The organism is Catellatospora vulcania (genome assembly GCF_009720385.1).
Taxonomy (GTDB): Bacteria; Actinomycetota; Actinomycetes; order Mycobacteriales; family Micromonosporaceae; genus Catellatospora; species Catellatospora vulcania.
On sequence record NZ_ML769301.1, the window covers coordinates 840,741 to 860,076 of the forward strand.

Below are 19,336 nucleotides of genomic sequence, written 5' to 3' on the forward strand. Positions count from 1 at the left end.
GATCGGCCCCGGTTCAGGCACCGGACGCCGATCGGCCCGAAGGTCGAACGCTGACGCCGTAGGAGTTGGGAGTGCGGGGCGCGGCCTTACCGGCCGCGCCCCGGCCTTTACCACCCGCACCCGCCGCCCCTGCCGCGCGAGCCCCCGAAACCCGCGAGCCCCCGAAACCCGCGAGCTTCGCCGAGCGGGCTGCAGTTTCGGGGAAAGTGGCGTTATCCCCGCACTTCAACGTGCAGTTTCCCCGAAACTGCACGGCCGCTGCGCTGTGCGCCCGTCGGGCGCGGGTGTGGGGTGGTGGAAGCGCGTGAGGACGCGCGGGGGCGCTGTGTAGCCTTTGCAGCGGCACCCGGCCGCTGATCTTGGCGCGGGTGGTGTTCCTGCGCGCCCCGGGCGGCGAAAGATTGGTGACGTGGTGACTGTGCAGACCCTCGCTCCGGCGGACGGCCAGACCGGCCCGGACGGCGTGTCCGGTGGCGTGCCCTCCGGCGGACACGCGCCGCTGCGACTGCCCGTGGCCCTGGCCCTGGCGGCCGCCGCCGGGCTGGCGCTGCTGGTCGCGTTCCCGCTGTACGGCCTCTGGTGGGCCGCGCCGGTCGGGGTGGCGCTGCTGGCCGTCGCGGTCCGCGGGCGGCGGCTGCGCGCCGGATTCGGACTCGGCCTCCTCACCGGCGCGCTGTTCTTCGGGCCGCTGCTGGCCTGGACGAACCTGCACGTCGGCTACGTCCCGTGGATCCTGCTCACCCTGTTCCAGGCCACCTACCTCGGCCTGCTGGGCATGGCGCTGGCCTGGCTCAGCCCCCTCGCCCGGCGCAGGCCGTGGGTGTGGCCGGTCGGGATCGCGCTGCTGTGGGTCGCCCAGGAGGCGCTGCGCGACCGTGCCCCGTTCGGCGGCTTCCCGTGGGGACGGCTCGCGTTCAGCCAGGCCGACGCCCCGACCCTGGCCCTGGCCGGGTACGGCGGCGCGCCGCTGGTCACCTTCGGCGTCGCGGCGGCCGGCGGGCTGCTGGCGTACGCCATCGGGGAGCTGATCGCCACCCGGGCCTGGGCCCGCGCCGCGGCCGCGACCGCCGGGGCGCTCGCGGTGACCCTGCTCGGCCTGGTCCTGCCTGCCACCACCCCCAGCGGCCCGGCGGTCACCGTCGCGGTCGTGCAGGGCAACGTGCCGCGCCTGGGCCTGGACTTCAACGCCCAGCGCCAGGCCGTGCTCAACAACCACGTCGCCGCGACCACCGCGCTGGCCGAGAAGGTCCGCACCGGGCAGGCCCCGCAGCCCGACCTGGTCGTGTGGCCGGAGAACGCCTCCGACATAGACCCGCTGCGCAACCCGAGCGCCGCCGAGGCGATCAACACCGCCGCGCGGGCCATCGGCGCGCCGATCCTGGTCGGGGCGGTGCTGTCCGGCCCGGAGCAGGGCCAGTCGCGCAACGCGGGCCTGGTCTGGCCGACCGACCTCGCGCCCGGGGCGAAGCCGGAGCAGATGTACCTCAAGCAGCACCCGGTGCCGTTCGCGGAGTACCTGCCGCTGCGCCCGATCGTCGAGCCGATCGCGCAGGCCATCACCAACCAGGCCAAGCTGCTGCGTACCGACTTCGTCGCGGGCACCGCGCCCGGCGTGCTCACCCTCGGCCCCGCGAAGGTCGGCGACGTGATCTGCTTCGAGGTCGCCTACGACGACGTCGTGCGCGACACGGTCCGGGCGGGTGCGCAGCTGCTCGCGGTGCAGACGAACAACGCGACGTTCGACGAGTCCGAGGCGATGCAGCAGATGGCCATGGTGCGGCTGCGGGCCGTCGAGCACGGCCGGGACAGCCTGATGGCCTCGACTGTCGGTGTGTCCGGATTTGTAACTGCCGACGGAAATGTGCATGATGCTACTGGTTTCAACACCGACGCGGTGATCGTGCGCGACCTGCGCCTCGGCTCCGGCACCACGCCGGCGACGGACCTCGGCCCGTGGCCGGAGTACCTGCTGACGCTGGCCGCCGTGGCGCTGCTGATCACCGCGGGCGTGGCGCGCAGGCGTCGGGCCACCCCGGTGGAGGACACTGGACAGGCAGGATCGGCATAAATGTGGAGGTCCCGGTGAGCGGCAACGAGGCGGAGATCGGGTATCCCGGCGTGGGCCGGGTACTGGTGATCATCCCGACGTACAACGAGTCGGAGAACGTCCGCCTGATCGTGCCCCGGGTGCGCCGGGCCACGCCCGACGTCGACATCCTGATCGCCGACGACAACAGCCCCGACGGCACCGGCGCCATCGCCGACGAGATGGCCGCCGCCGACGACCACATCAAGGTGCTGCACCGGCCCGGCAAGCAGGGCCTGGGCGCGGCGTACATCGCGGGCTTCGACTGGGCCCACGAGCACGGCTACGACGCCGTGGTCGAGATGGACGCCGACGGCTCGCACGCCCCGGAGGAGCTGCCCCGGCTGCTCGACGCGCTGCGCGGCGCGGACGCGGTGATCGGCTCACGCTGGGTGCGCGGCGGCAAGGTCGTCAACTGGCCGGTGCGCCGGCTCATCCTGTCGCGCGGCGCGAACTTCTACACCCGGGTCGTCATGGGCATGGGCGTCAAGGACGCCACCGGCGGCTACCGCGCCTACCGGCTGCCCGTGCTGCGCAAGATCGACGTCGAGACGGTGACCTCGCGCGGCTACAGCTTCCAGGTCGAGCTGACCTACCGTACGCACTCGCACGGCTTCCGCATCGTGGAGGTGCCGATCACGTTCGCCGAGCGCGAGCACGGCGTGTCCAAGATGAGCGGCTCCATCATCAAGGAGGCGCTGTGGAAGGTCACCGTGTGGGGTGCCCAGTCCCGCCGCGAGCGCGTGCGGCGTATGTTCAAGCCGAGTGACCGCTGGCCGTGATCCCGTGCCGGCCGGACCGGCTGGAGGTGACCGGATGCGCAGACTGCGGTGGGTGCCGCTGGCCGTGCTGCTGCTCGGCGTGGTGGAGTTCGTCGTCTTCTGGGGCGTCAGCCGGGTGATCGGCATCGGCTTCACGCTGCTGATCGCTGTCGGCCTGATGCTGCTGGGCGTGCTGCTGCTGCGCAAGGAGGGGCTGTCGGCCTGGCGGCGGCTGCGCGACGCGCGCCAAGCCGGGCAGGCCCGCGGCGACCAGGCCGTGGACGGCGTGGTCGGGCTGATCGCGGCCCTACTGCTGGTCATCCCCGGGCTGCTCACCGCGGCCGTCGGGCTGCTGCTGCTGATCCCACCGGTGCGACGGCTCGCCCGCGGGCGGGTGCGCGCCGCGACCGAGAAGCGCATCCCGGCCTCGGCCGCGAACAGCGTGTTCGGGCCCAAGCGGGTGCGGGTCAGCACGCCGCACGACCCGCACCACCAGCCGCACCAGTCACCGCCGCCCGCGGCGGGCCGTCCCGCAGGGCCGACCGAGGTCATCGAGGGCGAGATCGTCGACTGACAGCACGAAGGCGCCCTCCCGGCTCGGGAGGGCGCCTTCGTGTGTGTTCAGCGGCCGCGTCGGGTACGCACGTCGGCCAGGCGCTCGTTGAGGATCTCGTCGAGCTCCGCCATGGAACGCCGCTCCAGCAGCATGTCCCAGTGCGTACGCGGCGGCTTGACCTTCTTCTGCTCGGGCTCGGTGCCGTCGACCAGGCGCGCCACGCTCCCGTCGAACTTGCACTCCCAGGTCCCCGGCACCTCTGCCTCGACGGCGAACGGCACCTCGAATCGGTGGCCCTGGGCACAGAGGAACTCGCGCATCTGACGGGGCGCGAGTTCGGTGTTGCGCTCAGACTCGTAGCTCACGGCCCCCAGTCGGCTTCCCCGCAACATCCGATCGCCCATGTCGGCTCCTCACAGTCGTATTGCTTCCGGGTGATGCAACGACCTGGACGCCCCGACGATTCCCCGCCGTGACCCACGCCGCTGCCTCCGCCGATTCCGCAGAGCGTCTCATGTGTGCCCTAGCGTTGCGATACCGTCCGATTGGACCTTTTTTGCGGGGTACATCACATCCGGGGGTAACACGATGGCCACCACGGCGGTGCCGGCATCGGGCAAACCGGTCAAAACCTGGCTGGGCCACCCCGGTGGCCTGGTCGTGCTGTTCCTCACCGAGATGTGGGAGCGGTTCAGCTACTACGGCATGCGGGCCATCCTCACCCTGTTCCTGGCCGCGGAGCTGACCGACGGCGGCTTCGGCATGGACGACGTCGCCGCCGCCTCGCTGTACTCCATCTACGTCTCGATGGTCTACTTCACGGCCCTGCCCGGCGGCTGGATCGCCGACCGGATCCTCGGCACCCGCCGCAGCGTGCTGTGGGGCGGCGTCATCATCGCGCTGGGCCACTACGCGCTGGCGTTCTCCGCCAGGTCCATGTTCTACCTCGGCCTCGTGCTCATCGTGCTCGGCACCGGCCTGCTCAAGCCCAACATCTCGGCCATGGTCGGCGAGCTCTACGACAAGCACCCGGAGATGCACGAGTCCCGCCGTGACGCCGGCTTCACGCTGTTCTACCTCGGCATCAACCTGGGCGCCTTCTTCGCCCCGCTGCTGACCGGCATCTTCGCGGCCAGGCAGGACTGGCATGTGGCGTTCGGCATCGCCGCGGTCGGCATGACCATCGCGGTGATCCAGTACCTGGTGGGCTACCGCCGGCTGGAGGGCGTCGGCCTCAAGGCGCACAAGCCGCTGCAGACCCACGAACGCAACAAGATCCTGAAGATCTCCGCGATCGTGGTGGCCGTCGTGGCGGTGCTGCTGGCGATCGACATCGCGGCGGGCACCTTCAACGCCGACCACGTCAAGAACGCGCTCACCGTCCTGGCGCTGGCCGTGCCCGCCCTGTACTTCGTCATGATGTTCCGCGACCGGACCCTGACCCACCAGGAGCGCTCCCGGGTAAGCGCGTACGTGTGGATTTTCATCGGGGCGGCGTTGTTCTGGATGATCTACGACCAGGCGGGCAGCCTGGTGAACCTGTTCACCAACGAGAAGGTCGACCGGCAGGTGGGCAGCTTCGAGATCCCCACGGCCTGGTTCCAGTCGGTCAATCCGGTGCTGATCCTGCTGCTCGCGCCCGTGTTCGCGTGGATGTGGACCAAGCTGGACCGCCGCCAGCCCGGCACGCCGGTCAAGTTCTCCCTGGCACTGCTCGGCATCGGCCTGTCGTTCCTGGTGATGGGCACCGCAGGGGCGCTCGCCGCGCGCGGCCTGATCTCGCCGTGGTGGATCGTGCTGGTGTACCTCATCCAGACCTGCGCCGAGCTGCTGCTGTCCCCGGTCGGCCTGTCCGTCACCACCAAACTCGCCCCGCTGCGCTACGCCAGCCAGGTGATGGGCCTGTGGTTCCTGGCCACCGCGGCCGGCAACGCCCTCAACACCTGGGTGACGCCGCTGAGCGCCAAGCTGTCCGACGCCGCGTACTACGGCAGCCTGGGCGTGCTCGCCATTCTCGTGGGCGTCTGCTTCTGGTTCGGCGCCCGCCGGATCGGCGACCTGATGTCCGGCGTGCACTGAGAGGCGACTTCCGATGACCATCCTTGCCGCGAACATCACCGTCGAGCAGCTGCGTGACGAGGTCTCGGCCCTGGCCGGGCGGTGCCTGTGCGACCCGGTGACCGAGCTGTTCGGCCCGCTGCTGGAGACCCAGGAACGCGTCTTCAGCCGGCTGGAGAACGACCCGGTGCCTGACCACGTGCACGACCTCTACCTGCTGGCGGCCCTCGTGGCGGCCATGCTCGCCAAGGCCCACCACGACCTCGACCGCGGGCACCAGGCGATGTCGCTGGCCCGGATGGGCTACGTGTGCGCCGACAACATCGGCCACACCGGCCTGCGCGCGTGGAGCCGGGGACTGCAGAGCCTGCTGGCGTACTCTGCCGGACGGCCGCAGGAGGCCGCCGCGTTCGCCGACTGCGGCGCGCGGATCGCCGCCGAGCAGACCGGGTCCGTGTCGTCGTGGCTGGCCAGCTCGCAGGCACGGGCGCTGGCCCGGCTCGGCGCGGCCGAACCCGCCCGGCTGGCCCTGGTACGCGCCGACGACATGCGCGAGCACCATGTCCACGACGACCTCGACGCGATCGGCGGGATCTTCCTGTTCGCCCCGGCCCGCCAGCACCACTATGCCGCCGACGCGTACGCCTGCCTGCCCGGACAGCAGGAACGCGCGGTGCACGAGGCCACCCGCTCGATCGCCCTGTACGCCGCGGCCACGCCGGAGCAGCGGTCCTTCGGCGACGAGGCGGGCGCGCGCTGCGTGCTGGCACTGACCCGGGTATGGGCCGGCGACACGGCTGCGGCCCGGGACACGCTCAGCCCGGTGCTGCGACTGGACCTGCCCCGCCGCACCGCCGAGGTCATGGCCGGGGTGGCCCGCGTCGGCGACGCCCTGCGCGACTCCCGCTTCGCCGACGTGCCCGAAGCCCGCGACCTGCGTGAACAGATCGAATGGTTCGCCCAGCGCCCCGCCTCGGCCCTGGCCAGTTGACCTGTGGTCAGGACTCCAGCAGGGCGTCGATCAGGCGCAGGAGCTCGGCGGTGGTGGCCGCGCCGCCGAGCAGGATGAGGCGCAGCCGGGCGCGCTCCTCGTCGTAGACCGCCTGCACGCGGACCGGTCCGTCATCGTCGTCGCGGCGCCCGCCGACCGCGGTGGTGACCAGCGTGGTCAGCCGGTCGACGTCCGTGCGGGAGATCGCGTCGATGGAGACGACGCTGGACACCTCGACGTGGCGGGTCCGCCGGGCCTGCTCGCGCGCGGTGGCGGGCACCGTCCCGCCGGTCAGCTCCGCGAGGTCCGCGCTGCTGATGCGGTACTGCCTGCCGATGCGCACCGCCTTGAGCCGGCCCTCGCGCACGTAGTTGCGCACGGTCTTCACATGCAGGCCAAGGCGTTCGGCGACCTGCTCGACCGAGTACAGCTCCGACATCGGGTCACTCCTTCCCGGCCGCGGCCTGCGCCCCGCTCAGGCGGCGCACGAGTTCGTCGAGGTCCGCGGTGAACCAGATGTGCCGTCCCCGGTTGGATTCGCGCACGAACGCGCGCAGCGCGCTGCTGCGGGCCAGGTGCGCCGAGACGTCGCCCACGACGACGAACCTGAGCCGGTAGTTGACGAACTTCTGCATGATCTCGCCGGCCAGGCCGGTGCCGAGGGTGAAGAAGCCGTCGGCGAACACCTCCGCGGCCACCGCCACGGTGTCGGCGCGGCCGTAGGTGGCCCCGATCAGGTCCAGCGCGTCCTGCGTCGAGGCGATCGGGAGGCCGTCGCCGTCGCGGACGAGCATGGTACCGCCGTCGTAGGTCAGGAGCCGGTCGGGAGCGGTGGGGACGGTGGACATGCTCGTCTCCGTGGTCGGGGTCGGTGGGCCGCCGTGGCGGCAGGGTCGTCGAGGTCCGGCGTGACCGGGTCGGTCATGGTGAGCGCGCGACGCGGAAGCCCAGGTCGTCGATGTGGAACGCGGGATGGCTGCGGCGGCGGCACGACGCCCGCAACCCGCGCGGCAGGTCCTGCCAGCCGCCGCCGCGGAAGACGCGGTACGGGCCGTAGACGCGCGGGTCGTAGACGTCCCAGCACCACTCCCACACGTTGCCGATCATGTCGTGCAGGCCCCACCCGTTCGGCTGCCTGGTCGCGACCTCACGAGCGGCGCCGCCGGAGTTGGCCCGGTGCCAGGCGGTCGTATCGAGGTCGCCGTAGCGCTCGCCGGCGGTCCCGGCGCGGCAGGCGTACTCCCACTCGGCCTCCGTCGGCAGCCGGTATCCGTCGGCCCGCCGGTCCCAGGTCACATCCTGCCCGTCCGGGTCGTCGCCGAGGGAGTAACACGGCGCGCGCCCGGTGGCCGCCGAAAGCTCGTTGCAGAACCGGACGGCGTCCAGCCACGACACGTCGACCACGGGCACCCGCGCCTGCGGGCCGCCGGTCGGGTTGGCCTCGCTGTGCGGCAGCCACCCGCGGAGCGCCGCGTACAGCTCCTGGGTCACCGGGTGCGCCGCAAGCCGGAATGGCGCGACATCGGCCCACCAGGTCCGCCTGGTGCCCTCATCGCGCAGCTCCACCTGCCCCGCGTGGATGTGGATCAGGTCGCCGACGAGAGCCTCGGACGGCGTTGTATTCCTTAACACTCCTCGCCCTTCTCATTTGAGTGCCGACTAGTAGCGTATCACTCCCTAAATTACCCTCGTGAGGCGAATTGTGGGAATGCAGGGAAGGCGAGGGCCTTCCGCACAACCGCAGCGTCGCCACGCGCGGAGATCTCGTCTCGGTGCGGTGGGGGAGCGTGGCGCGGCTACGGCGTCGCCTCCTGCGGGGAAGCGCAAGCACCGGGTGGCCGAGCCTGTCGATCAAGTCTGGCCGTTCGCGCCAACGGGTGTCCGCCTGCGTAGCCGACGCCACCGCGGTCACAGCCCCGCTAGGCGGCCGCGCAGGGGCACCGGCGCGTGCCCTCGGCGGATCGAGCAGGAGGCCGACTCGTTGCCACGCATTGACGGAGATTGATTATTGTGCTCCGATGGACGGGTCGTCGGCTGCGGGCCCCGGAGGTTGAATGCCGCACACCACCCGCAGCGCCCCGCCGGCCGGCCCGGAACTGCTGCCGCTGCTGACCGAGCTGCACCGCCGCATCGGAGATACGTTCATCGTGTCCGGGGTGGGTCTGCACATCGCCGACCCGGTGCTGGCCAAGGCAGTGCTCGCCAACGTCGGCGCCGACTTCACCGAGCACTCCGACTTCTTTGCCACCGCGACCGGCTTTCTGGGCCCCCGCGAGCTGCAGCAGCAGATCGCGCGCGAGGCACGGGACCTACTGGCGGCATACCTGACAACGCACGCGGCCGACCTGCCGCGGCTGGCCGGCGTACACCTGGCACCCGAAGCCGTGATGCCCGACGCCGCGAACCGGCTCCTGCACGAGCATCTCGGCCCCGTGCTGCTCGGTCCCGGCACCGACCCGTCGGTGCGCGCCGTGGTCGCCGACGTCGTCACGCACGCGGTCCTCGCGGGAGCGCGAGCCCGGCGCGGGCGACTGCGTCGGGCGCTGCTGCGGCACCGGGCGTACGCGGCGCTGGCCGCCGAGACAGCCCGGCGGCGCCGGCGTCCGGCCCGCGTCGCCACCGACCTACTGGACGTCGTGGCGCTGGCCCTGCCCGAGGACTACGACCCGATCCAGGCCGTCGAGGTCTTCCTGAGCCTGCTGTTCGCCACCGTCGGATCCACCGGGTTCCTGCTGTCGTGGGCGCTGTACCTGGTCGGCCACCATCCAGACCAGGCCGACGCGCCGCCGTCGGCGCTGGTGCGCGAAACTTTGCGGCTCTGGCCAGTCGCCTGGCTGTTCGGCCGCCCCGCCGCGCGAGCGCACGACCTCGGGCCGGCACGGGTCGAAGCCGGCCAGACCGTCCATGTGTGCGCCTACCTGGTACAGCGCCATCCCGGGCACTGGTCCGATCCGGATGACTTCCGCCCGGACCGCTGGCGTGGCGGCGTACCCGGCGCCTTCCTGCCCTTCGGCTGGGGCACCCACGCCTGCACCGGCGCCGCCGTGGCCACGGGGCTGGTGGCCGACGTCCTGGCACAACTGCTCGCCGCATACGCCGTCACCGTCTGCGATGACGGCCGCCAGCCGCAGGTCGGTCCGGCGCTGGCACCGCCGCCGCACCGCATCCGACTTGTCCCGCGTCGCCGTGAGAGGAGGTGATTGTTGTGCGTCGGCTGTTCCAGTCAATCAAACTGCACCTGCACCTGCGAAAGCGCCGCCACGCCCACGATGGTTCGTCCACCATGTGGGTTCTCTACCACCACATCTGAAGGAAGTCTCGTGGACGGCGCGTCCCCTGGTGCGCCGTCCACGACCGCACCGTGAGGAAGGCACGATGCCGCCGGAGGAGTCCGGGCTGGTCGACCAGCTACACCGCCGCCACGCCGCCGAGGGTGACGTCTTCGACGTCGACGCCACAACCGTCGCCATCCTCGACCCCGACCTCGCCACCGCCGTCAACCGCGCCAACTTCGCCGACCAGGATGTGGGCGATCCGCTCGGTGATCTGCTGGCGGGGCGAAGCGGCCCGGCGCCCTGGTCGCGCATCCGCGCGGCCTGGCAGCCGGTGCTGCGGCGGCTGTGCGGCCCGGACGAGGTCGCCGCCCTCTACCGGCGCATGGCCGATCTTGCCCGCGCGCGGTCCGGCCACGACGTCGACCTGGTCGACTTCGCCCATGAGGTCTGCACCTTCGCGCTGCTGCCCACCGTCGTGGGCGGCCTCGGCCAACGCGCGCACAAACGCTTGCGACGTGACGTCCGTATCGGCTTCACCCAGCTGTCCGCGCCGCCGACCTCGCCCGGCCGCGCGGCCCGGGCGCGAACGGCCTGGGCCGAGGTCGCCGCGGGTGTGACCGTCCGCGCCGAGCTCCGCGAACGGGCAAGCGGCCGCCGTCCCCGGCGTCCGGACCTGGCCGACCCGCTGGTCGACCTGCTGCCCGTGCTCGGCTACGGTCGCGCGGTCGACGCCGTGACAGCGCTGCTGACCGCGATCGCGGGGCCGCCGGGTGCGGTGGCCGCTTGCCTGTGCCTTGCGTTGCGGCAGAACCCGGACTGGGCCGAGCGCATCGCGGCGGAGCTCGCGGAGCTCGAGCCAGGCGCGCTGCACCAGCCCACCACCGCGCCGTTGACGTCGCGCTTCGTCAAGGAGACTCTGCGGATGTGGAGCCCGCCGCTGCTTTTACTTCGCCAGGTCCGCACCCCCGTGTCGGTCGGTGAGCTGTCACTCGCGGTGGGGCAGCGGTACCTGGTCAGCCCGTACCTGATGCACCACGACGCGCGGCGTTGGGAGCGACCCGACGAGTTCGACCCAGACCGCTGGCTGCCGGGGTCAGGCGGTCGGCCGTCGACGGGTGGCGCCTACGTCCCTTTCGGACTCGCGCCGAAGTCGTGCGTCGGGGCCGGGCTCGGCCTCATCCAGCTGCTGGCGTTCTGTCGCCTGGTCACCACCGAGCTGTGCATCGAGCCGACTCCGGGCCCGGTGCCGTTCGTCGCGTTGCGCGCAGTCGCCGTACCTGCCCATCTACGCGGCACGGTCACGCCAAGGCGTTGACGGCGGGCAGACATGTGCGGCCGTAGGTGCTTCAGAGGTCGTGCCGGGCTGCTGGCAGCTGGGGCGGCCGCTTGCCGGTGGCCGCGTCGGCTTGCGCCACTGGGTCCGCTGCCCACAGAGCGGGCGCACGAGGCCGAGTGCTGCGCTGCCGACCAGGACGTTCGGCCGCCGGGTGGCCGTCCGGTCAGCCCGGACGCCTCCTCCTGGCCGCGGTCGCCTCCCGGCGAAGTCGAGCTGTCGCGGCTGGTGGATGAGTCAGCCCCGTGCCCTTTGCCGCTCCATTGCACAGTGCCGTCCATCAATGCGAGCATGGCCTCGTGCTCTTTCTGCGACGCCAAGGTTGGTGGCTCCTGCCTGAGCTGGTCGCGGTCGGGATTCTCGCCGGTCTGCTCGCCGCGCAGCCCAACCCCCTGCCGGACCAACTGGCCGCCCGGGCGCAAACGGCGCTGGAACAGCTCTCACCGGCCGAGCTGGAGCTCTACGAGCCCAGCGGGCACGCTGTGGACCACGGGGGCAAGGTCCTGTGCGCCGCCGAGCCGTTCGGAACGGAACCGTCGACCGCCGACCGTATCGAGGACGTCGAGCGCATCTATGCCGTCTACTTCTGCGCGGTGGTCAAGCCCGGCACCCCGTGGGACTATGCGAGCCGCAGCTCGGGTCCAGCGGTCATCACACTGACCGATCCACCGGCGGTCCAGACGGCGAAGTCCGGCGTGGATCCGGATCGCGTGTGGGCGATGATCCCCGACGAACTGGAGCAGAAGGCAGCCGCCAGATTCGTCGAATGGGGCCGGTTGGCCGGCCTGCGTACGCGCTACGAACAGGCGGCCGCGTAGTCGCTGGACTCTGGAAATCGATGCGCGGCATTGTCATGGGAGCGATGTCATGTCAAGCTGCGGGTGTCTGATTCTTCAGACCGGTCGGGAGCCGAGCAACGGGCGCACATAGGTCGATTTCGTGTGCGCCGAGGTGCATGGCATGCGTCGGCAACTCCCTGCAGGCCGATGTTCCTGTGCGCCTTGTTCTTCGGCAGGCGTCGGCCTCTCCGTCAAAGAGGAAAGGACGACAGGGTGAATCGCAGACGCCAGCTCCTGGCAAGCTTGGCCGCAGTGGTGTTCACGGCGAGCGTCGGCTTCGCAGTGATCAATACTTCTCCGGCGCAGGCCCACGGCGTAACGATGTTCCCAGGCAGCCGCACCTGGCTGTGCTATCAGGATGCGCTTCGGCCCAACGGGTCGATCGCCGCCTACAACCCGGCATGTGCTGCCGCGATCGAGGGAAGCAAGACCGCATCCGATCCGAGCGGCACCACACCGTTGTACAACTGGTTCGCGGTGCTGCGCTCCGATGCCGGGGGCCGCACAGTCGGCTTCATCCCGGACGGGCAGCTGTGCAGCGGCGGGTCCGGCGGGCCGTACAACTTCACCGCCTACAACGCGACTCGCACGGACTGGCCGTTGACCCACCTCACCTCCGGGGCCAATATTCAGTTCCGGCACAGTAACTGGGCACACCACCCGGGCACGTTCCACCTGGCCATCACCCGTCAGGGCTGGAATCCCAGTTCGCCGCTGGCCTGGAGTGACCTTCAGGAGTTCTCGAGCGTCACCAACCCGCCGTCCAACGGCGGACCCGGTGCGCTGAACTACTACTACTGGAACGCCCAGTTGCCGACCGGCCGCAGCGGCCGGGCGGTCCTGTACATCCGGTGGGTGCGTTCGGACAGCAACGAGAACTTCTTCAGCTGCTCCGACATCACCTTCGACGGGGGCAACGGCCAGGTGACCGGCGTCGGTCCCGACCAGACGCAGCCACCGCCGAGCTCGCCGCCTCCGTCGAACCCACCGCCGAGTTCGCCGCCTCCGTCGAGCCCGCCTCCCTCGAGCCCGCCGCCGTCGTCCCCTCCGCCCGGCGGAGCGTGTTCGGCGACGTACTCGCAGGTCGGCCAATGGAACAACGGATTCCAAGGCGCGATCACGGTGCGAAACAACAGTTCCAGCACCACCGTCAACGGCTGGACCGTCAGAGCGACATACGCCAATGGGCAAACGGTCACGCAGTCGTGGGACAGCACCTATAGCCAGAGCGGCAGCGTGGTGACGTTCCGCAACGCCTCCCACAACGCGACCATCGCTCCCAGCGGTACAAGATCGCTCGGCTTCCTCGGGAACTGGTCGGGAAGCAACTCCCCGCCAAGTCTCACGTGCTCCAGTCCGTAACCACCAGTGGTAGGACGGCGGGTGCCCCTTGATCAGAGGGGCACCCGCCCTTCATGTGGAGCTGACCGAGATGGTGCGCGCGCCGAGTCTGCTTCTCGATCTGGGCCGGCGCCGGTACGGGCGTCGTGGTGCAAGACGTCGAGCGCGAGCTGGGCGATCGGGTTCCCGGGATCGTCAGACCGGTGAACAGGCGCCGGCCCGGAGTAACCGGCCCACATCGTCCGGGAAGTGACGGTGATGGAGTCAGGTCAGCCCAACGTCAGCCAGGTGATGCCCAGCTTCTGCAGCCGGGTGTGCTCGGCGGCCGACAGAGCCGTCCGCCCGGTGGCGCGGCGCAGTAACGCGGCACGGTCCACGCCCGGTTCCCGGGCCGCCCGCGGCGCGGACAGCCCGAACAGCAGGCCTTCGACGACCCCGGCGGCCTGCGGGGTGAGCCACGGCGCGACGCCGAGGGCGTCGGCCAGGTCCAGCCCGTGTACGGCCAGCTCGACCACCCGGGTGACCTGGAAGTCGGTGAGCCGCATCGGGTCGCCGTGGCGCGTGGTGACCAGCCGCGATCCCGGCGTGCCGGCGACCCGGGCCACCACCTGCGCGGCCAGCTGCTCGAACCAGTCGATCAGCACCGCCGGGGTGCGCTGCTCGGCGAACTCCTGCGCGGTGTCCACCCGCTGCCGGTCGGCAGGCGGGCTGAACCGCTCGTCGGGGGAGTAGTAGCGCGCCGCGTCGATCGGCGGCCCCGGCGGCGCCGGTGCGTCGAGCATCTCCAGGGTGCGCGACAGCGCGATCGCGGCGTGGGCGAACTCGCCGCGCACCGTCCACGGCGGACAGCACGTGGGCCGGTCCAGGTCCGCGACCGGGGCCGCCCGCAGTGCCGCGACCAGCGCGGCCGACTCGGCGGCGACCGCCGCGCCGACGACGGCCGCGTCCGGGACCAGTGACGCCACCCGGAACCGTTCGGCGACCGCGACCGTGCCGTCGTCGACGGTGAAGTCCGGCTGCCCCAGGTAGCCGCGCATCTCGGCCGAGTGCCAGAAGCCTTCGTGCCCGGCACGCCACTCGGCGACCGAGTGGTGGCCCTCGCCCTCGTCGATCGCGTGCGCGAGGTCGATCTCCCCCAGCGGCACCTGCCGCACCTCGGTGACCTCCAGAATCGCGACCGGCTGCCCGTCGGAGTCGATCAGCGTCGAGCGCTGTCCGGGCACCGGCAGCGGCTCGGCGTCGAACTCGTACCCGAGCAGCAGCCCCGTCGAGGACGTCTTGCGCCCGTCCAGCACGGCGGCCACCAGCTTGTCCCGCAGCGGCCCCGGAAATCCCAGCTCGTAATCACTCAGCGCGTCATAGACCACGCCGCCAGCCTAGTTTCACCGCCGAACCGGTCGGGTCAGCCGGGTTCTGCCGGGGTCAGCGGTGCGGCGAACAGGGCCAGCGCGCCCGCGACGGCGAACGCGGCACCGTAGCCGACCGGGGCGATGAGCAGGCCGAGCGCGGCGGGGGTGAGGGCCGCGCCGATGTTCTGCACCGTGTTCTGGGCGCCCAGGGCCCGACCCGCCCACACCGGCCCGGCGTGTTCGGCCACCGCGGTGTAGGACAGGCCGTTGCCGCTCATCGACACCGCGACCGCCAGCACCAGCAGCGGAGCGGTCAGCGCCGACCCGGCCTGCGTCGCCGCGGCGACCAGCAGCACCACGGCCGCGTTGACCACGGCCAGCTGCCGCATCGGCCGCAACCGGCTGTCCACCGCGTCCGACCACCGCCCACACACCAGCCGTCCCGCACCCCCGAGCAGGTACGCGACAGCGGCCGCCTGCCCGGCCGCGACCTCCGACCAGCCCCGCTCGCCCACCAGATAGGCGACCGCGAAGACACTGGTCGTGAACTGCGGGACGACCAGCAGCAGGCTCGCCCCGTGGATGCGCCACAGGTTCGCCGTCCGGTACGGCGAGACCGCCGCGACCACCGCCGCCCGCTCCGGCCGGGGCGGATCGACCACGAGCACGCCGACCGCTACCGCCGCCACCAGGCATACCGCCGCACAGCCGAGCAGCACCCCGCGTACGCCGTGGGCCTGCGCGACCAGTGGCGTGCCGAGCCCGGCCAGCGCGCCGGAGACGGGCAGCGCGGTCTGGCGCAGTCCCATCGCGAACCCGCGGCGCTCCGGCGGGAACCAGCCGAGCACCACCCGGCCGCTGGCCGCGTTGCCGGACGCGCACGCGGCCCCGGCCAGGGTCAGCGCCACGCCGAGCGTCGCCAGGCCGGTGGCGTACGCCGCCGCGGCCAGCGTCGCCGCCGCGAGGACCAGCCCGACGGTCATGGTCAGGCGCTCGCCGTAGGTGTCGGCGCACCAGCCCCAGGCGATGAGGGCCAGCACCATGCCGGCGCTCGGCGCGCCCAGTAGCAGTCCCACGTCGGCGAGCCCGAATCCCTGCGCGCGCAACGCCGGCACCAGCAGGATCAGCGCGCCGGTCGGCAGGTAGCAGGCGCCCTGGGCGAGCATGCCCAGTCCGAGCATGACCCAGCGGTTCGGCTGCCCCATCAGGTGACGGTAAGCGCACGGCCGCCGGCCCCGATACGTGATGTTGGTCGCCCGTTGACCGTTTTACTACGCCGTGCGATGCTACGCAGAACGTAGTAGAGGAGCGTTCATGGCCGGTCTCGCCGACCTCGGCAGGTTCTCCGAACCCGCGCTGCACATCCTGATCAGCCTCGCCCCCGGGCCCAAGCACGGCTACGCCATGCAGGACGACATCGCCGAGCTCACCGGATCCCGCCCCGGACCCGGCACCCTCTACGGCGCGATCCGGCGACTGGAGGAACACGGCTACATCGAGGCGCTGCCGGAAGCCGACCGCCGCAAGCCCTACCGGCTGACCGACGCCGGACGCGCCGCGCTCAACGCCGAACTGCAGCGCATGAAGGCCCTCGCCGCCAACGGTCTGCGACGACTGGCGGTCGCCTGATGCGCGCGCTGCTCATCCGCGCGGTGCTCGCGCTCTACCCGCCCGCGGTCCGGGAACGCTACGGCGACGAGATCGCCGAACTGCTGCACGACAGCCCCCGGCCCGGCCGGGACCTGGCCGACACGGCCTGGTGCGCACTGCGCGACCGGCTCACCCACCGAACGGAGACGATGACCATGGCGCAGGCCCGTGCCGCAGGCTGGACCGTGCTCAGGCTGATCGCCGTTCCGCCCGCGCTGGGGTTGCTGATGCTCGGGCTCATCTCGGCCATGATCGCGGTGGCGAACCAGGCGAGACTGTACGAGTTCGGTGACCACATGTACGCGGCAGCGACCCTGCTGGCGGTTCCGCCGGCATGGCTGCTCGGCCGGTGGCTGGTGCGGATCCGGCCGATCCCCGCCGTGGCGTTCGTCGTGCCCGTGGCGGTGGGCCTGGGCGTGGCCGCCATCGCCGCCGTGCCAGGGCTCGGCCAGGCGATGGGCGAGGTGCTGAGCGCCTCGCTGACCGCGGTCGTGTGCTGGACCGCGGGTGGCGCGCTGCTCGCGTACACGCTGCGGGTGCTGCTGCGGCGCGGGCGGCCCGCCGGCGCCTGGGTCGTCGGCCTGGCCGGCGGCCTGCTGCTGCCGGCCGCCGCCACCGCGGTGTACGTGCTGGCCGCGCTGCCCGCCGAACGCGCCCCGCGGCGTTTCGCGCCGCTGTGGTGGGCGTCCAGCATCAGCGGCTGGGACCCGGGTCTGGTGGACGACGCCTACCGGCAGCTCGAGGACGTGATCAAGCTGCTGCCCCAGATGCTGACGCTGTGCACCGTTTTTCTGCTCGCGGTGGTGACCGTCACCGCGACCAGGCCGCGAACCGCGGCCGAATCGGCTTGACTCTCACGTAGCGGAAGACCCGACCCTGGTTCTCGGAAAGGAGAGAACCGTGGCTTACACCGTGGGCAAGGTCGCCGAACTCGCCGGAGTGACCGTCCGGACGCTGCACCACTACGACGAGATCGGCCTGCTGTCGCCCGGCGAGCGCTCGGCCACCGGCTACCGCCGGTACGTCGAGGCGGACCTGGAGCGGCTGCAGCAGATCCTGTACTACCGGGAGCTCGAGTTCTCGCTGGAAGAGATCGCGGCCATCCTCGACGATCCGCAGTCCGACGCGACGGCGCACCTGCGCCGCCAGCACGAGCTGCTGACCGGGCGCATCAAGCGGATGCAGGAGATGGTCACCGCGATCGAGTTCGCGATGGAGGCGAAGAAAGTGGGCATCAACCTGACCCCCGAGGAACGCTTCGAGGTGTTCGGCGACTTCAACCCCGACGACCACACCGAGGAGGCGGAGCAGCGCTGGGGCGGCACGGACGCCTACAAGGAGTCCAGCCGCCGCACCGCCCGCTACACCAAGGACGACTGGCTGCGTAACAAGCAGGAGAACGAAGACTGGGGCCGCCGCTTCACCGCGCTGATGGACTCCGGCGCCCCCGCCGACAGCCCCGAGGCCATGGAACTGGCCGAAGAACACCGCCAGCTGATCAGCCGCTGGTTCTACGAGTGCAGCTACGAGATCCAGACCGGCCTGGCCGACATGTACCTCGCCGACGAGCGCTTCACCGCCACCTACGAAGCCATCAAACCCGGCATGACCCAATACCTCCACGACGCCATCCACGCCAACGCCGTCACCCGCTCCTGACCCGACCACCAAGATCGCGACGATCTTGCGCGAACCGTGGGTACGACACGCCCGAATCGGGCGAACCCTCAACAGTTCCCGCAAGATCGTCGCGATCTTGACTGACCGAGCCGGTCAGGCGCCGGTTTTGATGTGGGTGTCCGGGCCTGGGTAGAGGATTCCTTCGTGCTGGTCGTCCTCCCAGCGGACCGTGTACGGCGGGCTGCCGTCCTCGTGCGGCACTGCGGTGATCACCCCGATCCTGCGGTGGTCTCCGACGTGGGTGCCCTCGACGACGATGGTGTCGCCGACCTTTGCCTTCATGGTCTCCACCTCCTCGTCCATTGTCCGGAGGAATCGGGGTGAGATGCACGTTTCGCGCAACGACGGCACCGATACGGCTGTGCCAGACTCCCCGGCGTGACCGTGTCCCTGGTTTACGAGACGCACTCGCCGACGCTGGACAACGAGGCCGGCTTCGCGACCGGGTGGCTGCCGGGGCAGCTGTCCCCGACGGGCCTGCGTAGGGCGGCCGAGTTGGGGGAACGCCGCCGCGGCGAGCGCCTCGACCTGGTCGTCAGCTCGGATCTGCGCCGGGCCGTGCAGACCGCGCGGATCGCGTTCGGCAGCACCGGCGTCGAACTGCGCACGGACCCGCGGCTACGCGAGATCAACTATGGCGAGCTCAACGGCATGCCCGTCGCCCGGCTGGACGCCGAGCGGGCGCACCGCATCGACGTGCCGTTCCCCGGTGGCGAGTCCTACCGGCAGGCGACGGCGCGCACGGCGGACCTGCTGGAGGAGCTGGCCGGCACCCACGACGGGCGTCGGGTGCTGCTGGTGGCGCACGCGGCCACCCGCTACGCCCTTCCGGCGCTGCTGGCGGGCGCGGACCTCGCCGAGCAGGTGACCGCACCGTTCACGTGGCAGCCCGGCTGGGAGTACGCGCTGCCCGCCGGCTGGCTCAGGCCGACCGGACCCAGTGCAGCGGGCTCTGCTCGGTGAAGCCGGCCCGGCGCAGCACGTTCGCGCTGGGCTGGTTGTCGTACTCCAGCGTCGCGACGACCTGCCGCGCGCCCAGCCGCTGCGCCAGCGCGACCAGCGCCGACGCCGCCTCCGCGGCGTATCCGTGGCCGCGGGCGGACTCGGCCAGCCCGTACCCGATCTCGACCGTGCCCGACCCGTCGGGCGTCCCGTGGAAGCCGACACCGCCGACGACCAGGCCGGTCGCCCGCAGCTCGATCGTGTACGGCACCCACGGCCCGGCGGGCGCGCCCGCCTGCAGGTACATCCGGGCCGCGCTCTGGTCACCGTCGAACGGGTAGTCGTCGGCCCAGCGCGGGTCCCGCGGCGCGCCGTCGGCGATCCGGGCCGCCAGAATCGGGGTGTACGGGCGCAGCACGAGCCGCTCGGTCTCGATCACAAGTCCCGGAGCCTACCGGCGCCACCCCCGTTCCGC

At 71.6% G+C, this 19,336-nt stretch carries 21 protein-coding genes and 1 pseudogene; 13 read left to right on the forward strand and 9 right to left on the reverse strand.

From position 1 onward, the window contains the following. Positions 1-463: 463 nt before the first annotated feature. Genes lnt through F6W97_RS03760 form a run of 3 tightly spaced genes read left to right on the forward strand, consistent with a single transcriptional unit; the run spans position 464 to position 3,421 of the window. Entirely contained in the window at positions 464-2,068 is a 1,605-nt protein-coding gene (gene lnt, locus F6W97_RS03750) for an apolipoprotein N-acyltransferase (RefSeq protein ID WP_155368832.1), read from the forward strand. Positions 2,069-2,082: 14 nt separating this feature from the next. After that, complete coding sequence (locus F6W97_RS03755) at positions 2,083-2,868, forward strand: polyprenol monophosphomannose synthase (protein ID WP_230686382.1); 786 nt, start codon at positions 2,083-2,085, stop codon at positions 2,866-2,868. A 34-nt stretch (positions 2,869-2,902) separates the two neighbouring features. Beyond that, a complete protein-coding gene (locus F6W97_RS03760; RefSeq protein ID WP_155368657.1) occupies positions 2,903-3,421 on the forward strand; it encodes an FxsA family protein in 519 nt (172 codons plus the stop codon). A gap of 47 nt (positions 3,422-3,468) precedes the next feature. On the opposite strand, the gene F6W97_RS03765 is transcribed toward F6W97_RS03760, so the two are convergent. Further along, positions 3,469-3,807 (reverse strand): RNA polymerase-binding protein RbpA, encoded by a 339-nt coding sequence (locus F6W97_RS03765; protein ID WP_155368658.1) that lies wholly within the window; start codon positions 3,805-3,807, stop codon positions 3,469-3,471. A gap of 184 nt (positions 3,808-3,991) precedes the next feature. Between F6W97_RS03765 and F6W97_RS03770 the strand changes: the two genes are divergently transcribed. After that, positions 3,992-5,482: a peptide MFS transporter gene (locus tag F6W97_RS03770; protein ID WP_155368659.1), complete on the forward strand. Its 1,491-nt coding sequence runs from the start codon at positions 3,992-3,994 to the stop codon at positions 5,480-5,482. Between the two features lie 13 nt (positions 5,483-5,495). Then, on the forward strand, positions 5,496-6,452 hold the full coding sequence (locus F6W97_RS03775) for an XRE family transcriptional regulator (RefSeq protein ID WP_155368660.1): 957 nt from the start codon (positions 5,496-5,498) through the stop codon (positions 6,450-6,452). A 7-nt stretch (positions 6,453-6,459) separates the two neighbouring features. Here the strand turns inward: F6W97_RS03775 and F6W97_RS03780 are convergent, their stop codons facing one another. The 3 genes from F6W97_RS03780 to F6W97_RS03790 form a co-directional block, all read right to left on the reverse strand. Next, positions 6,460-6,891, reverse strand: coding sequence for a helix-turn-helix domain-containing protein (locus F6W97_RS03780; RefSeq protein ID WP_155368661.1), 432 nt, complete (start codon positions 6,889-6,891; stop codon positions 6,460-6,462). 4 nt (positions 6,892-6,895) lie between these two features. Further along, a complete protein-coding gene (locus F6W97_RS03785; RefSeq protein ID WP_230686383.1) occupies positions 6,896-7,300 on the reverse strand; it encodes a DUF4180 domain-containing protein in 405 nt (134 codons plus the stop codon). A 73-nt stretch (positions 7,301-7,373) separates the two neighbouring features. Beyond that, the gene (locus F6W97_RS03790; protein ID WP_230686384.1) at positions 7,374-8,084 is read right to left on the reverse strand and encodes a formylglycine-generating enzyme family protein; all 711 of its coding nucleotides are present in this window, start codon (positions 8,082-8,084) and stop codon (positions 7,374-7,376) included. Between the two features lie 422 nt (positions 8,085-8,506). Between F6W97_RS03790 and F6W97_RS03795 the strand changes: the two genes are divergently transcribed. From F6W97_RS03795 to F6W97_RS03810, 4 genes are all read left to right on the forward strand, one after another. Continuing rightward, positions 8,507-9,652: a cytochrome P450 gene (locus tag F6W97_RS03795; RefSeq protein WP_155368662.1), complete on the forward strand. Its 1,146-nt coding sequence runs from the start codon at positions 8,507-8,509 to the stop codon at positions 9,650-9,652. A 175-nt stretch (positions 9,653-9,827) separates the two neighbouring features. Then, entirely contained in the window at positions 9,828-11,042 is a 1,215-nt protein-coding gene (locus F6W97_RS03800) for a cytochrome P450 (protein ID WP_155368663.1), read from the forward strand. Positions 11,043-11,305: 263 nt separating this feature from the next. Beyond that, positions 11,306-11,878: a hypothetical protein gene (locus F6W97_RS03805; protein WP_155368664.1), complete on the forward strand. Its 573-nt coding sequence runs from the start codon at positions 11,306-11,308 to the stop codon at positions 11,876-11,878. Positions 11,879-12,112: 234 nt separating this feature from the next. Beyond that, positions 12,113-13,261: a lytic polysaccharide monooxygenase gene (locus F6W97_RS03810; RefSeq protein WP_155368665.1), complete on the forward strand. Its 1,149-nt coding sequence runs from the start codon at positions 12,113-12,115 to the stop codon at positions 13,259-13,261. A gap of 248 nt (positions 13,262-13,509) precedes the next feature. On the opposite strand, the gene F6W97_RS40450 is transcribed toward F6W97_RS03810, so the two are convergent. The 3 genes and pseudogenes from F6W97_RS40450 to F6W97_RS03820 form a co-directional block, all read right to left on the reverse strand. Next, entirely contained in the window at positions 13,510-14,205 is a 696-nt protein-coding gene (locus F6W97_RS40450) for a maleylpyruvate isomerase N-terminal domain-containing protein (RefSeq protein ID WP_230686406.1), read from the reverse strand. Then, positions 14,197-14,607: pseudogene (locus F6W97_RS40455) on the reverse strand (ASCH domain-containing protein); the annotation flags it as partial. The gene F6W97_RS40450 and the pseudogene F6W97_RS40455, both read right to left, overlap by 9 nt. A gap of 35 nt (positions 14,608-14,642) precedes the next feature. Continuing rightward, positions 14,643-15,794 (reverse strand): MFS transporter, encoded by a 1,152-nt coding sequence (locus F6W97_RS03820; protein WP_155368667.1) that lies wholly within the window; start codon positions 15,792-15,794, stop codon positions 14,643-14,645. A gap of 109 nt (positions 15,795-15,903) precedes the next feature. Between F6W97_RS03820 and F6W97_RS03825 the strand changes: the two genes are divergently transcribed. Genes F6W97_RS03825 through F6W97_RS03835 form a run of 3 tightly spaced genes read left to right on the forward strand, consistent with a single transcriptional unit; the run spans position 15,904 to position 17,898 of the window. Further along, entirely contained in the window at positions 15,904-16,218 is a 315-nt protein-coding gene (locus F6W97_RS03825) for a PadR family transcriptional regulator (protein ID WP_155368668.1), read from the forward strand. Next, on the forward strand, positions 16,218-17,090 hold the full coding sequence (locus tag F6W97_RS03830; RefSeq protein ID WP_155368669.1) for a hypothetical protein: 873 nt from the start codon (positions 16,218-16,220) through the stop codon (positions 17,088-17,090). The genes F6W97_RS03825 and F6W97_RS03830 overlap by 1 nt, the downstream gene beginning before the upstream one ends. Before the next feature lie 49 nt (positions 17,091-17,139). Next, complete coding sequence (locus F6W97_RS03835) at positions 17,140-17,898, forward strand: MerR family transcriptional regulator (protein WP_155368670.1); 759 nt, start codon at positions 17,140-17,142, stop codon at positions 17,896-17,898. A gap of 114 nt (positions 17,899-18,012) precedes the next feature. On the opposite strand, the gene F6W97_RS03840 is transcribed toward F6W97_RS03835, so the two are convergent. Then, complete coding sequence (locus F6W97_RS03840; protein WP_155368671.1) at positions 18,013-18,201, reverse strand: DUF1918 domain-containing protein; 189 nt, start codon at positions 18,199-18,201, stop codon at positions 18,013-18,015. 96 nt (positions 18,202-18,297) lie between these two features. On the opposite strand from F6W97_RS03840, the gene F6W97_RS03845 reads away from it, so the two are divergent. Further along, positions 18,298-18,882, forward strand: coding sequence for a histidine phosphatase family protein (locus tag F6W97_RS03845; RefSeq protein WP_155368672.1), 585 nt, complete (start codon positions 18,298-18,300; stop codon positions 18,880-18,882). Here F6W97_RS03845 and F6W97_RS03850 read toward each other — a convergent pair. Beyond that, on the reverse strand, positions 18,842-19,300 hold the full coding sequence (locus F6W97_RS03850) for a GNAT family N-acetyltransferase (RefSeq protein ID WP_155368673.1): 459 nt from the start codon (positions 19,298-19,300) through the stop codon (positions 18,842-18,844). The genes F6W97_RS03845 and F6W97_RS03850 overlap by 41 nt on opposite strands. Between the last annotated feature and the right edge of the window lie 36 nt (positions 19,301-19,336).

What these genes read in the sequence shown, in the direction of transcription:
- F6W97_RS03760 (WP_155368657.1), top strand. Translation starts at nt 2,903, where the DNA reads ATGCGCAGACTGCGGTGGGTGCCGCTGGCCGTGCTGCTGCTCGGCGTG.
- F6W97_RS03765 (WP_155368658.1), bottom strand. Translation starts at nt 3,807, where the DNA reads ATGGGCGATCGGATGTTGCGGGGAAGCCGACTGGGGGCCGTGAGCTAC.
- F6W97_RS03770 (WP_155368659.1), top strand. Translation starts at nt 3,992, where the DNA reads ATGGCCACCACGGCGGTGCCGGCATCGGGCAAACCGGTCAAAACCTGG.
- F6W97_RS03775 (WP_155368660.1), top strand. Translation starts at nt 5,496, where the DNA reads ATGACCATCCTTGCCGCGAACATCACCGTCGAGCAGCTGCGTGACGAG.
- F6W97_RS03780 (WP_155368661.1), bottom strand. Translation starts at nt 6,891, where the DNA reads ATGTCGGAGCTGTACTCGGTCGAGCAGGTCGCCGAACGCCTTGGCCTG.
- F6W97_RS03785 (WP_230686383.1), bottom strand. Translation starts at nt 7,300, where the DNA reads ATGTCCACCGTCCCCACCGCTCCCGACCGGCTCCTGACCTACGACGGC.
- F6W97_RS03795 (WP_155368662.1), top strand. Translation starts at nt 8,507, where the DNA reads ATGCCGCACACCACCCGCAGCGCCCCGCCGGCCGGCCCGGAACTGCTG.
- F6W97_RS03800 (WP_155368663.1), top strand. Translation starts at nt 9,828, where the DNA reads ATGCCGCCGGAGGAGTCCGGGCTGGTCGACCAGCTACACCGCCGCCAC.
- F6W97_RS03820 (WP_155368667.1), bottom strand. Translation starts at nt 15,794, where the DNA reads ATGGGGCAGCCGAACCGCTGGGTCATGCTCGGACTGGGCATGCTCGCC.
- F6W97_RS03825 (WP_155368668.1), top strand. Translation starts at nt 15,904, where the DNA reads ATGGCCGGTCTCGCCGACCTCGGCAGGTTCTCCGAACCCGCGCTGCAC.
- F6W97_RS03830 (WP_155368669.1), top strand. Translation starts at nt 16,218, where the DNA reads ATGCGCGCGCTGCTCATCCGCGCGGTGCTCGCGCTCTACCCGCCCGCG.
- F6W97_RS03840 (WP_155368671.1), bottom strand. Translation starts at nt 18,201, where the DNA reads ATGAAGGCAAAGGTCGGCGACACCATCGTCGTCGAGGGCACCCACGTC.